We start from the raw sequence: 13,138 nt of genomic DNA, 5'->3' as shown, positions 1-13,138 counted from the left end.
CGGGTCATAACGGGGAAGCATGGGCGGCGCCCATGCTTCCCCGGCTTTTCCGGGGCGGCGCGCGCTTGCCAAGCACGGCGGCAACCTGCGACACCGGCAACAGGCGCGAAGACAAGGCGCAGGGAGAGGCATGCAGCAGCTGAAGCGGATCCTGATCGTCGGGGGCGGATCGGCCGGGTGGATGACCGCGGCGCTGCTCGCGAAGCTCTTCGAGGGACTCTACGAGGTCACGCTGATCGAGTCCGAGCAGATCGGCACGATCGGGGTGGGTGAGGCGACGATCCCGGCGATCAAGAAGTACAACGAGCTGATCGGGCTCGACGAGAACGACTTCATGCGCCGCACCCAGGGCAGCTTCAAGCTGGGCATCCAGTTCGTCGACTGGTGGCGCCGCGGGCACAGCTATATCCATGGCTTCGGCGTGATCGGGCAGGATCTCGGCTGGCTGCGCTGCCATCAATATTGGCTCAAGGCGCAGGCCGCGGGGAAGGCGAGCGACTTCTCGGCCTATTCGATCAACACCGCCGCGGCGCTCGCCAACAAGTTCATGCGCGCCGATCCCAAACTGGCGGAATCGCCGATCGGGCACATCGCCCACGCCTTCCATTTCGACGCGGGGCTCTACGCGCAATATCTGCGCGGGCTCGCCGAGGCGCGCGGGGTGCGGCGGCGCGAGGGCAAAGTCGCGGGCGTGGCGCTGCGCAGCGAAGACGGCTTCGTCGAATCGGTGACGATGGACGATGGCGAAGTGATCGCCGCCGACCTGTTCATCGATTGCTCGGGGTTTCGCGGGCTGATCATCGAGGAAGCGCTCAAGACCGGCTACGAGGACTGGACGCACTGGCTGCCATGCGATCGCGCGATGGCGGTGCCGTGCGCGCGGACCGAGCCGTTCACGCCCTATACCCGCGCCACCGCGCGGACGGCCGGGTGGCAATGGCGGATCCCGCTCCAGCACCGCACCGGCAACGGCCACGTCTATGCGAGCAGCTTCATCGACGACGCCGAAGCCGAGGCGCAGCTGCTCGCCAATCTCGACGGGGCGCAGCTGGCGGAGCCCAACCGCCTCCGCTTCACCACCGGCAAGCGCAACCGGACATGGAACCGCAATTGCGTCGCCATCGGTCTGGCGGCGGGGTTCATGGAGCCGCTCGAATCGACCAGCCTCTATCTGATCCAGTCGGCGATCGTGCGGATGGTGCGGCTGCTGCCCGATACCGGTTTCGATCCGGCGACGATCGCCGAGTTCAACCGCCAGACCGACTTCGAATATGAGCGTGTCCGCGATTTCATCATCCTCCACTACAAGGCGACCGAGCGCGACGACACGCCCTTCTGGCGGCATTGCCGCGACATGGAAATACCCGCCACGCTCCAGCGCAAGATCGACCTGTTCGCTGCCAATGGCCGGGTGTTCCGCGAGGACGAGGAGCTGTTCACCGAGGAGAGCTGGATCCAGGTGTTCCTCGGCCAGGGTGTGATCCCGCGCGGCTACGACCCGCTGGTCGATATCCGCAGCGAGGTGCAGGTGGATCAGTTCCTCGACAATATCGAGAAGGTGATCGCCAAATGCGTCGCGGTGATGCCGGGGCACGCCGAATTCGTCGCGAAGACGTGTCCGGCGTCCTGACCGGCAAGGGGAGAGAGACAATGCGGCTATGGGCAGGATTGTGCGCACTGGCGCTTGCCGGCTGCGCGCCGGCAGCGCGTCCGACCGCTGTCGCGCCGGCGCCGGGCACGGTCGAGATATGGCTGACATTGCCCGACCAGTCGGTCCTGCTTGCCCGCCAGCCGTCGCTGGCGCTCGCCCCGGGGCCGGCGGCGGGCGCGATCAACGTGGATCCGGCGCAGCGCTTCCAGGAGATGGTCGGCTATGGCGCCGCGATCACCGACGCCTCGGCGTGGCTGATCCAGCGGCACATGACCCCGGCGCAGCGCGAGGCGCTGCTCGCCGATCTGTTCGGCCCCGAGGGGATCGCGCTGTCGTTCACGCGGGTGACGATCGGTGCGTCGGATTTCTCGCGCAGCCATTACAGCTATGACGACCGGCCCAAGGGCGAGCGCGATCCCGAGCTCGCGCATTTCTCGATCGCGCCGGCGCGGGCCGAGGTGCTGCCGACGGTGCGCGCGGCGCGCGCGATCAATCCGCAGCTCGCGGTGATGGTTTCGCCGTGGAGCGCGCCGGGCTGGATGAAGACCACCGACGCGCTGATCAAGGGCACGCTGCGCGACGACGCCTATCGGCCCTTCGCCGCCTATATGCGGCGCACGGTGCAGGGCTTCGCCGCCGAGATCGGTCCGGTCGACTATCTGAGCATCCAGAACGAGCCCGATTTCGAGCCGGAGAATTATCCGGGGATGCGGCTGAGCCCGGCGCAGCGCGCCAAGGCCATCGCGCTGCTCGGCCCGGAGCTCGCGCGTGCGGGGCTGAAGACACGCATCCTCGACTGGGATCATAATTGGGACCTGCCCGAGCAGCCGCTCGGGGTGCTCGCCGATCCGGCGGCGGCACGCTACGTCAGCGGCGTGGCGTGGCATTGCTACAAGGGCGATGTCGCGGCGCAGAGCGTGGTGCGCGACAAGCATCCCGACAAGGACGTGTTCTTCACCGAATGCTCGGGCGGCGAATGGTCGAAGGCGTGGCCCGACAGCTGGGCATGGACGATGCGCAACCTCGTGATCGGCGCGCCGCGCCATTGGGCGCGCGGCGTGCTGATGTGGAACCTCGCGCTCGACGAGAAATACGGCCCGCATCTCGGCGGCTGCGACAATTGCCGCGGCGTGGTCAAGATCGACAGCACCACCGGCGGGGTGACCCGCAATGTCGAATATTACGCGTTCGGCCATGCCAGCAAATTCGTCGCGCGCGGCGCGCATCGCATCGCGTCCGACAGCCGGCCGGGCGGGATCGAGACCGTGGCGTTCGCCAATCCCGACGGGTCGCGCGTGCTGCTCGTCTTCAATGCGGGCGCCGCGAACGAGACGGTGACGGTTGCCGCCGATGGCGGGCATTTCGCCTATGCGCTGCCGTCCAACGCTGCGGTGACCTTCCGCTGGCGCGGGGCGCGATGACCTCAGGGCGAGGACGCGTCGGCGGGGCGTTCGCGCCGGTCACCGCGCTGTTCTTCGCCTGGGGCTTCGTCTCCGCCAACAACGATCCGCTGATCGCCGCGATGCGCGCGATCTTTCATCTTTCCTATACCGCCGCGCTGTTCACCCAGATCGTCTCGTTCGTCGCCTTTGCGACGATGTCGCTGCCGCTGGCGTGGGTGCTCGGGCGGGTTGGCGCGCTCAGGACGATCCTCGCCGCGCTCGCCACGATGCTGCTCGCCTGTCTGATCCTGCAAGGCACCGCGCTGGTACCGCATTTCGCGCTCGTGCTGGCGGGGCTGTTCGTGCTGGCGAGCGGCGTTGTCGGGCTGCAGGTTGCCGCCAATCCGCTGGCCGCCCTGCTCGGGCCGCCCGAGCGCAGTGCCTTTCGGTTGACGCTAGCGCACGGCTTCAACGCGCTCGGCATGGTCTGCGGGGTGCATTTCGGAGCGCGGCTGATCCTCGGCAGCGAAGGGCTGCGCGCAGGCGCGACGCAGGCGGCCGGGATCGGGGCGGTCAGTCGCGCCTTTCTGATCATCGCGGCGATCTTGCTGGGACTGGTGCTGCTCGTCGCGCTCGCCCGGCGCCAGATCGCCGCGGTGGCGATCGCGGCGCCGGCCGGCGCCCGGCTGCGCGACGCGCTGCACGCGCGCTGGGCGTTGCTGGGGGCGGGCGGGATCGCGCTCTATGTGGGTGCCGAAGTCACGATCGGCAGTCTGCTGATCCTCTATCTCGCCGCGCCCCAAGGCGCTGGCCTGTCGCTTGCCGATGCCGGCGCGCGGGTGGCGAGCTTCTATTGGGGCGGTGCGCTGGTCGGGCGCTTCGCGGGGAGCTGGGCGCTGCGCCATCTGCCGGCGGCACGCTTGCTGGCCGCCGCCGCGACAGTCGCGGCCGCGCTCTGCGCCGGCGCGCTGCTGATGCAGGGCCCGTCAAGCGCATGGTGCCTGATGGCGGTTGGGCTGTTCAATTCGGTGATGTTCCCTGCCATCTTCGCGCTCACGCTCGAGCGGTCGACGGCATCGGCATCGGCGACCTCGGGGCTGCTCTGCGCGGCGATCGGCGCGGGAGCGGTGGTGCCGCTGCTGGCCGGCCAGATTGCCGATCGCATCGGGCTGCACTGGAGCTTCGCCGTCGCGCTGCTCGCTTATTGCTACATTCTCGGTTTCGCTGTCGCCGCTTCGGCGCGGCGCGCGCCTCAGGCGGCGTTTCTGTCGCGATAATATTGCACGCCAAGCTGCAGGCTCTCGGCGATGCGACGTGCCCGATCTTGGAACAGGGCGGCCTTTTCGGGCGGGAGCAACGCGTCGCTGGTCTGCTGCCAGAGCGCTAGCCAGCGGCCGAAATTCTCGGGCGTCATCGCTGCCTCGTGACGGACATGTGCGACCATCGGCTGCCCCTTGTACCGGCCGCTGGTGCGCATGACCGAGGACCAGAAGGCCTCGAGGATGCCGAGATGATGCGGCCAATCGGCAATCGCGCCATCGAAGATCGGGCCGAGCACGTCGTCGTGCCGGATGCGTTCGTAAAAGGCCGGGACAAGCAGGGCGATGTCGTCTTCGGTGATTTCCATGGTCATGCCGTCCGGGAAGGCGCGTATCGAAGCAAGTTGGGAATTGCCGCGGCCGCCGGCAATGGTCCTAGTGCACGGGGCGGGGCGCGTGACCGACGGGGAGGTGATGCATCACCGCGTAGATGTCGCGCCGGTCGACGGCCTGGCTGCACATCGGGCAGATTTCGAAATGGCGCAGCTCATCCTCGTGCGAAGCCGCACGGCCACGGCGCTGGCTGGTGGTGGTGGCGAAAGGGTCGAACATCGTCGCGTTGATCACCGGATCGTCTCCGCGTTAGCATCTTGTTTACTATTGTAGAGGCGGAGTCGGGATCGCGGGGGAAATGCCGCAAAAAATTTCCCTCATGGCCCGACGAGGCCCGCGACCACGAGCGCAATGGCGAGCAAGGCCGCGCTCCGCGCCCAGCGCACCCCATAGGTCAGGCTGAGCAGCACGATTCCGCCGGCGACCGCGACGAGCCCGATCCAGCTGAGCAGGCGCAACGCCCAGTCCGGGGACCACAAAGCGATGACGAGCGATGCGAGGATCAGCAGCCACGCCGCGAGCCGCAGCCGCGCGGCGCGTTTCGCCAAGCCCCAATGTGCCGGGAGCAGCTGGGCGTGGCGGCCCATGCTCGCGGCGAGGGCAAACAGGCCGAGATAGAGCAACCCGCCAAAGATCATGCGGCCGCCCTCGCACGGCCGCGGCGCGGGGCGGGGGGCGCGCGCAACGCGCGGATCTGGCGTCGCACGATCAGCGACAGCGCGGTGGCGGTGGCGACGAGCATCAGGCTCATCCCCCATTGGCCGACGCCCGAGGTCGCGAAGCCGAGCAGCCCTGCGCCGGCGCAGCCCAGCGCAAGCGCGCCGAGCAATGCCGGCCATGCGATGGCGGGCCGCAGAGCAGCGCCGGCGACGAGCGAGACCGTCGCGCTCCACAACGCGATCGATACCTCGACCTCGGCCCTGCCAGGCAGCTCGAGGGGCAACAGGCGGTTGGCCCAGAGATAGGCGACCGAGCCGAGCAGCACCCCGCCGATCGCGCCGGCGTTGAGCCGCTCGAGCAGGCGGTTGCCGAGCGACAGCGGCGCCCGCTCGCGCCTTTTGACCACCCACAGCACCAGCCCGGTGGCGATCGCGAGCGTGAGCATCGCGCCGCCGAGGAAATAGAGCCAGCGGAGCACGCCCGGGGCGAAGCGCGCCATGTGGAGCCCATAGACGACGTTGTAGGTCTTCACCGCCGGTCGGTTCTCGGTCCATTCGGCAAGCACCTTGCCGGTGACGCCGTCGAAGCTGATCTCGGCGGGCGTGAAGCCGATTTGCGCGGCGTCGCTGCGGAACACGGTCACCACCGCCGCGGCATCGCCGGGATTGACGACATAGACGCGCCCGATCGGCGCGCCGCCAAAGCGGCGCTCCGCCTCGCGGAGCATCGGCGCGACCGGAGCGAGCGGCGCTCTGGTGCCTGCCGGCGAACGATTGGCGAGGCCGGGAGTCAGCTCCTGGTACATCGCCATGAGCTCGTCGCCGTAATTGGCGGTGATCGGCCACGGCATGCTGAGCGAGGCCAGCGTCACCAGCCCGGTGAAGGTGATCATCAGGTGGAAGGGCAGCGACAGCACCCCGAGCGCATTGTGCCCGTCGAGCCACGAGCGCTGGCCCTTGGCGGGGCGGAAGGTGAAGAAATCGCGGAAGATGCGGCGATGCGCGATGATCCCGGTGATCAGCGCGACGAGCATCACCAGAGCGGCGAGCGAGGCGAGCAGCCGTCCCCAGGGAAAAGGCAGCTGGAGCTCGAAATGGAGGCGATAGAAGAATTCGCCGCCCATCGTCTCGCGCGCCACGGGCGCTCCGGTCACCGGATCGAGCGCGCGATAGAGAAATTCGCCCCCGCTGTCATAGGCGGCCTCGACGGTGTTCGCGCGGCCGTCGGGCGCCGTAAGGTACCAACCGGTCGAGTCCTTCGCGTTCTTCGCCAGCCAGCCGGTCGCCGCGGCGACGGCGTCGACGGGCGCGGCGGTGGCGACTGCCTCGGGGCGCATCCAGCGGCCGATCTCGGGCTTGAACAGGCTCAGCGTGCCGGCGAGGCACATCAGGAACAGGACGTGGCCGAGCAGCAGCCCGGTCCAGCCGTGCAGCCACGCCATCACCTGGCGGGCACCCTCGCGGACCGCGCTCATATCGGCTGCCCGGTGAACCACGCGATCGCGCCGAACAGCGCAGCGAGCGCGATCACTCCCGCCCAGGCCAGCCACGGTCCGCGCGCGAGGAAGGCCCAGATCGTCACCGCGGGCGCGACGAGAAACGCCAGCAGGGTCGCCGGGATGACCGCATCGAGCCGACCGATCGGCAGCGTCCGCGCGAGCGCCGCGCCGAACAGCGCCGCGACCGCATAGGCGCCGATCGTGCCGGCGAGCGTGCGGGCGGCGATGTTGACGCGGTAGCGCCAGCCTCGCCGGTCCTGTGCCATGCCCGGTGCTCCCGCCACGCCCATCGCGATCAATAGGCGAAGCTGAGCGTGACGTTCGCGCTGCGCGGCGCGGCGTAATAGGCCTGACCCCACATCAGGCTGCCCAGATATTTTGCGTTGCCGACGTTGCGGACATTGACCGTCGCGCGGAGCCGATCGAGCAGCCGGACCCCCGCCATCAGATCGGCCACCGCATAGCTCTTCTGCGTCACGGTCACGTCGCCGGTCACCACGCCATATCCCTGCACGTCGGAATCGACCGCGCTGATCTGATTCTGCCAGCGCAGCTGCGCGCCGAAGCGGAGATCGTTGAGCTGGGGCAGCGTGTAGGTCGTCGCCAGTTTGAGCGATTTGGTCGGCAGGAAGGTGCGCGTCGGCTCGCCTGCCTCGTTCTCGATCTTGAGCCCGGTATAGCCCCCGCTCAACGTCCAGTTGGGCGTGATGCGACCGGCGAGCTCCATCTCGAAGCCCTTCGAGGTGGTGTCCTCGCCTTCATAATAGCTGTCGCCATTGGGCAGCACACCGACGAACGCCGCGAGCCCCTTCTGCTTCGCCCGGAACAGCGAGGCCGTGGCGTAGAGCCGGCCGCCGAACCAGTCGCTCTTGATGCCGGCCTCGATGCTGGTACCCTTGGCGGGATCGAGCTTGCGGTTGTTGACGTCGATCTCGCTCTGCGGATTGAAGATGCCGGTGTAGCTCGCATAGAGCGAGAGGTGCGGCGTCACGTCGTAGACCGCGCCGATATAGGGGCTGACCCCGCTCTCCTTGCGCGATTGATCGGTGCCGTAGGACGTGCCGGTCGACTTGATCCACATCGCGCTCGCGCCGACCACGGCCTTGAGCTGATCGGAGAAGTTGAGGTGCGCGGCGCCATAGGCGCGGGTCAGCCGGTCGGTATAGTCGGCGGCGAGATACTCGCCGGGATAGTCGGGCTCGGCGACCTGCTGGGTTCCCCAATCCTGCACCGCCGGGAAATCGATCGCGCCGAGGTAGAAATCCTCCCATTCGAGCGCGTCCGAGCGCGCGGTCGAGACCCCGAAGGCCAACTGATGCTCGCGGCCGAACAGCTTGACCGGGCCCGAGGCATAGAAGTCGCCGAGATACTGGTCATAGGTCGAGGGATAGATGCCGGTCATGCCGCCGACGCCGAGCCCGGTCGCCTTGTCCGGATAGCCATAGGCGTAGAGCAGCTTCGACAGCTCCTCGAAGCGCTTGTAGGTGAACACGCCCTTGGCCGACCAGCCGCCGCCGAACTGATAGTTGAGCTCGGCGAACACGCTCTGGTCGGTGACGTTCCAGAACGTCCAGTCGGCCGACGTCGAGGCCGAGACCGGATAATCGATCCGGGTGCCGTCGGTGTAGAGCAGCGGCAGCGCGCCCCAGAGCACGCCGTCGGCCTTGTTCTCCTGCCGCGAATAGCCGGCCGTGGCGGTGAGATCGGGGGTCACCTTCCAGCTGACCAGCGCACCGAACACGTTACGATCGACATGATTATAGTCGAGCCATGAATCGCGGTCCTCGTGCGCGAAGATCAGCCGCGCCGAAACGGTGTCGCTGATCGGGCCGGAGATATCGGCCTCGAAGCGCTTCTGGTCCCACGAGCCGAATTGCGCCGAGGCACTGGCCCTCAGCGTGTCGGTCGGGCGCTTGCGGACATAGTTGATCGTCGCCGAAGGATTGCCGACGCCGCTCATGATCGCGTTGGCGCCGCGGATCGCCTCGACGCTGTCGAACAGCGCGGTGTCGAGATCGCCGAACTGGATGCCCCAGATCAGCGGCAAGCCGATCCCGTCGACCTGAAAGTTGGTGATGTCGAACCCGCGCGAGTTGAAATAGGTTCGGTCGGTCTCGACGCGCTCGACATTGATGCCGACGACCTGGTTGAGCAGATCGTTGACGTTGGTCAGCTGGAAGTCCTCGATGCGCTGGCGATCGACGATCGTCACCGATTGCGGGGTCTCGCGCGGTGAGAGGGTGAGGCCGGTTGCCGAGCTCGACTGGGTCGCCACCGAGCCGGTGACGACGATCTCCGTCTTGTCCTGCGCCTGCGTGTCTTCTTCGGTCTCCGCGACCGGATCGGGGCCTGGCGCCGCGAGGGCGGGGCCGAAGGGCAGGACGAACAGCGCGCTCGAAAGCAGCGCGCGGCGGAGAGACAAAGCCATAGATTACCCCCGTGGGACGTGCGACGCGGGCTCTCTAGGCAAGGTGTTATTGCGAGTCAAACGCATTAGCAGCAATTGCAGTGCGGAATGCTCAGCGCGTTCCGATCGACACGGGCCCGAGAATGCCGGAAGCCGCGCCGGGGGTGGCCTCGATCAGCAGCGCGATCGTACGCGCGCCGGGACCCGCAGGCAGGTCCGCGCTGAACGCGCCTGCCGCGGGATCGGTCTTGCGACCGCGCAGCGTGCCGTCGACCCACAGCTCGGCGCGCCCGGCGAGCGCGGCGAAGGTGATCGTGCCGCCCTCTGCCGCGACGCGCTTCCACGGGAGCACGCGCGTCCGATAGATGCGCCAGCCGGGGGTCGGTTCGGCGGGGGTGGGGGTGCCGCTGCGCACGAACGCCCAGCTGTTGTTGTCGCCATCGGCGGGCGCGAGGCCGGGATCGGGCCGGGTGGCGAGCGCAGGAGAGCGTCGCCAATCGCGCACCGCGAACACCGGCGGCGTGTCGGCGACCTGCGCGCGCGGCGCGATGTCGGCGCGCGCGATCGTCAGGCGCGCCGGCCGCAACCCCGGCGCAGTCGCGCGCAGCGTGATGCTGCCGCGCCCGCGTCCGGCGCGGAGAAGGATCTGCGCCAGCCCGTTGAACAGCGAGCGGCTGTCGCCCCGTTCGGGCTCGTGGCTGTTGGGATCGCCATTGCCGACGCCGATGATCGTCGCGCCCTCGACTGTGAACTGCGTCATCAGATTGGCGATGGGGACATGGCGGCCCTTCGCGTCGACCGCATCGATCGTGATCGGCTGGCAATCCTCGTCGTCGCCCGCCATCACGTTGCGCGCGGGGGTGAGGCGGAGCGCGATCGGCGCGCCGGCGGTCTCGTGCGCCGCGGTCGCCACGGCTTTGCCGCCGCGCATCGCGACTGCCTCGATCCGGCCCGGGGCATAAGCCACGGTCCATTCATTGCCCATCACGCGATCGACCTTCTGGACGCCCAGGTCGCGGCCGTTGAGGCGCAGCGCGACGGTCTCGGCGTTCGAGCTGACGAAGATCTTGATCGGCTGACCTTCGCGCCCCGGCCACGTCCAGTGCGGCGCGATCGCGACGACGGGCGCGTCGTCGATCCAATGCGCGCGGTGGATGTCGAACGCGGTCTTGGGGAATCCGCAGAGATCGAGGATGCCGAAAAAGCTCGAAATGGTTGGCCAGGCGTGCGGGGTCGGCTCGCCATGATAGTCGAACCCGGTCCATACGAAGCCGCCGGCGACGAAGGGCCGCTCGACGATGTTCTTCCACGTGTCGCGGTGCGTGCCCCCCCAGCTCGCCGCCTCGGTGTCGTACGAGGTGATGACATGGCCGGCGCTGTCGGTGGCGAACGCGCCGCGCGTCTCGAACGCGCTGGTGTCCTCCGAGCTGGTCATCGCCCTGGTCGGGTTGAGGCGATGGAACTTGTCGTAATCGCCCTGATAGTAATTGAAGCCCATCACATCGACGACCGACGAGACGTTGACCGGATCGTAGAATGCCCCGTTCATCGCTGCGGTCACCGGCCGGCTACCGTCGAGCCGATGCACCGCGGCGGCCATGCGGCGGACCATCTCGACGCCCGCTTCGCTGCCCTGCATCGGTTCCTCGTTGAACACCGACCAGAGAATCACGCTCGGATGGTTGCGATCGCGCCGCACCAGCCATTCGAGCTGCGCCATGTAATCGGGCGCGGGATTGAAGTTGCGGTTCTCGTCCATGACGAGGAATCCCATGCGGTCGCACCAGTCGAGCAGCTCTGCATTGGGCGCGTTGTGCGACATGCGGATCGCGTTGCAGCCCATCGCCTTCAGTCGCTCGAGCCGCCAGCCGAGCAGCGCGTCGGGCACCGCGACGCCGACACCGGCATGGTCCTGATGGAGGCATACGCCCTTGAGCTTGATCGGCACCTCGTTGACGAAAAGCCCCTTGTCGGCGTCGAAGCGGATCGTGCGGAAGCCGATCGTCACCCTGCGCTCGTCGACGCTCACGCCTTCGCGGAGCACCCGGGTGCGCACCGTGTAGAGCGTCGGCGTCTCGATCGACCAGCGGCGCGGCGTCGCGATGTCGAGCTGCAGCGCGGCATCGATCCTGTCGAGCACCGGCACTTTGGCGGACGACTGCGCAGTGGCGACTTCGCGGCCGTCCGGATCGATCAGCGTGGCTTCGACCGTCACTTGCGCGGGGCTGCGCCCGATATTGGCGAGCGTCGCGGTGACGGGGACGTGCCAGCGTTCGTCCTCGTCGTGGCGGGGATCGCAAAGGACGCCGTCGCTGACGATCGCCACGCCGGCGCGGCGGACAAGCCAGACATGGCGATAGATGCCGGCGCCTTCGTACCACCAGCCCTCGCGGGCGTTGGCGTCGACGCGGACCGCGACGACGTTGGTCTCGTCGCCGAAACGCGCGAACGGCGTCAAGTCGACATAGACGCTGTTATAGCCCGACCAATTGTGCGCGACGAGGCTGCCGTTGATCCAGATCGTCGCGTTGGTGGCGATGCCGTCGAAATGCAGCTCGATCGTCTTGCCGCGATCGGCGGGGTCGAGCCGCAGCGTGCGCCGGTACCAGCCGATCCCGCGTGGGCGATAGCCCTGCGAGACATTGGCGGTCTCGACAAAGGGCTGTTCGGCCGCCCAGTCGTGCGGCAGCCGCACGCCGCGCCAGTCGCTGTCGTCATAGACCGGGGCCGCGGCGCCGCGGGCATTGCCCGCCTTGACGCTCAGATAGGTCGCGTTGTGGTCCGCGGGCTCCGGCACGACGATATCGCCCTCGTGGAAGCGCCAGCCGAGCTCGAGCAAGGTGCGCGAGGGGTCGGGATCGGGCAGCCGGGGCGGGAGCGACTTGCCCGGCGCGGGCATGGGGAAACCGTCGCCCGAAGCCGGCCGATCCCGTGATGCAGCCGGAGCGAAGGCGAGTACCGGTTCGCCGGCGAGCAAGGCGCCGACGCCGGCGCCTCCGAGCAGAAGAGTGCGGCGATGCATGATCATGGCTCCGGCGGAGAGGTCAGATGTCGCTGAGTTCCGCGACGAAATCATAGGCGTCGCCCCGATAATAAGAGCGCGTGACCTCGGCGGGCCGGCCATCGCGAAGGAACGCGCGCCGCTCGATCAACAGTCCGGCATGGCCTGGATCGACGCCGAGCATCTTCGCATGCTCGCCGGTGAAGGGGACGGCACGCAGCCGCTGTAGCGCGCGCACCGGCCGGGTGCCGGCCTTTTCGAGCGCCGCGTAGAGCGAATTGTCGACGGCATCGACCGAGGCGAGACAATAGCCCGCGATGGTCGAGAATTCGAGCGCCATCGGGACCTCGTCGGCATAGCGGATCCGTGCGAAGCGGAGCACCGGCGCGCCCGGCGACAGGCCGAGCGCCATCGCTTCCTCGGGCGAGACCTGGCCGGCGGCGCGCGAGATCCAGCTGCTGCTCGCCACGCGGCCGCGCGCCGCCATGTCCTCGGTGAAGGAGGACAGCTTGGAGAAGCTCTTCTCGACGCGCCCGACGACGAAGGTGCCGGCGCCGCGCCGGCGCGAGAGCAGCCCTTCCTCGACGAGACCGCTGATCGCCTTGCGGACCGTGATCCGCGACACGTCATATTCGACCGCGAGGTCGCGCTCGGGCGGGATCGCGTCGCCCTGATCGAGGACTTGCTCGCCGATCGCGTCGCGGATGAGCTGCTGGAGCTGGACATAGAGCGGCGCCGACTTGTCGGCCCGCAGCCTTCCCACCTGATCCGAAAACCCCATTGATCCTCCTGACGGCGTATTCGCCGCATCGCCCGGCCGGACGGCTATCGCAAGGCACCCTTCGAGGCAACCGGCCAAAAGGATAGGTCTTGAATTGGTATTTCTG

At 68.2% G+C, this 13,138-nt stretch carries 11 protein-coding genes; 3 read left to right on the top strand and 8 right to left on the bottom strand.

The annotated features are described in order from the left end of the window. Positions 1–130 precede the first annotated feature (130 nt). From E5A74_RS06755 to E5A74_RS06745, 3 genes are read left to right on the top strand one after another with little or no spacing between them, the layout of a single operon-like run. Entirely contained in the window at positions 131–1,630 is a 1,500-nt protein-coding gene (locus E5A74_RS06755; protein ID WP_135983491.1) for a tryptophan halogenase family protein, read from the top strand. A gap of 20 nt (positions 1,631–1,650) precedes the next feature. Then, entirely contained in the window at positions 1,651–3,072 is a 1,422-nt protein-coding gene (locus E5A74_RS06750; RefSeq protein WP_135983490.1) for a glycoside hydrolase family 30 protein, read from the top strand. Then, the gene (locus E5A74_RS06745) at positions 3,069–4,310 is read left to right on the top strand and encodes an MFS transporter (protein ID WP_135983489.1); all 1,242 of its coding nucleotides are present in this window, start codon (positions 3,069–3,071) and stop codon (positions 4,308–4,310) included. Before E5A74_RS06750 ends, E5A74_RS06745 begins: the two co-directional genes overlap by 4 nt. Here the strand turns inward: E5A74_RS06745 and E5A74_RS06740 are convergent. From E5A74_RS06740 to E5A74_RS06705, 8 genes are all read right to left on the bottom strand, one after another. Beyond that, on the bottom strand, positions 4,286–4,666 hold the full coding sequence (locus E5A74_RS06740) for a group III truncated hemoglobin (RefSeq protein ID WP_135983488.1): 381 nt from the start codon (positions 4,664–4,666) through the stop codon (positions 4,286–4,288). The genes E5A74_RS06745 and E5A74_RS06740 overlap by 25 nt on opposite strands. A 61-nt stretch (positions 4,667–4,727) precedes the next feature. Further along, a complete protein-coding gene (locus tag E5A74_RS06735; protein WP_135983487.1) occupies positions 4,728–4,919 on the bottom strand; it encodes a hypothetical protein in 192 nt (63 codons plus the stop codon). 83 nt (positions 4,920–5,002) lie between these two features. Further along, positions 5,003–5,323 carry a DUF3325 domain-containing protein gene (locus tag E5A74_RS06730; RefSeq protein WP_135983486.1) on the bottom strand — a complete coding sequence of 107 codons (321 nt, stop codon included), beginning with the start codon at positions 5,321–5,323 and terminating at the stop codon, positions 5,003–5,005. Beyond that, the gene (locus E5A74_RS06725; RefSeq protein ID WP_135983485.1) at positions 5,320–6,819 is read right to left on the bottom strand and encodes a PepSY-associated TM helix domain-containing protein; all 1,500 of its coding nucleotides are present in this window, start codon (positions 6,817–6,819) and stop codon (positions 5,320–5,322) included. The genes E5A74_RS06730 and E5A74_RS06725 overlap by 4 nt, the downstream gene beginning before the upstream one ends. Then, positions 6,816–7,109 (bottom strand): ketohydroxyglutarate aldolase, encoded by a 294-nt coding sequence (locus E5A74_RS06720; RefSeq protein ID WP_135983484.1) that lies wholly within the window; start codon positions 7,107–7,109, stop codon positions 6,816–6,818. Before E5A74_RS06720 ends, E5A74_RS06725 begins: the two co-directional genes overlap by 4 nt. A gap of 29 nt (positions 7,110–7,138) precedes the next feature. Continuing rightward, complete coding sequence (locus E5A74_RS06715; protein WP_135983483.1) at positions 7,139–9,271, bottom strand: TonB-dependent siderophore receptor; 2,133 nt, start codon at positions 9,269–9,271, stop codon at positions 7,139–7,141. Positions 9,272–9,362: 91 nt separating this feature from the next. After that, positions 9,363–12,272 carry a beta-galactosidase GalA gene (gene galA, locus E5A74_RS06710; RefSeq protein WP_135983482.1) on the bottom strand — a complete coding sequence of 970 codons (2,910 nt, stop codon included), beginning with the start codon at positions 12,270–12,272 and terminating at the stop codon, positions 9,363–9,365. A 22-nt stretch (positions 12,273–12,294) separates the two neighbouring features. Continuing rightward, positions 12,295–13,032, bottom strand: a complete 738-nt coding sequence (locus E5A74_RS06705) for a GntR family transcriptional regulator (RefSeq protein ID WP_135983481.1) — start codon at positions 13,030–13,032, stop codon at positions 12,295–12,297. Positions 13,033–13,138 lie beyond the last annotated feature (106 nt).

The sequence above is a fragment of the Sphingomonas naasensis genome, from assembly GCF_004792695.1.
Lineage (GTDB): Bacteria > Pseudomonadota > Alphaproteobacteria > Sphingomonadales > Sphingomonadaceae > Sphingomonas > Sphingomonas naasensis.
Note: the sequence above shows the minus strand (reverse complement) of the source record. Positions and strands in the feature narration are given on the sequence as shown.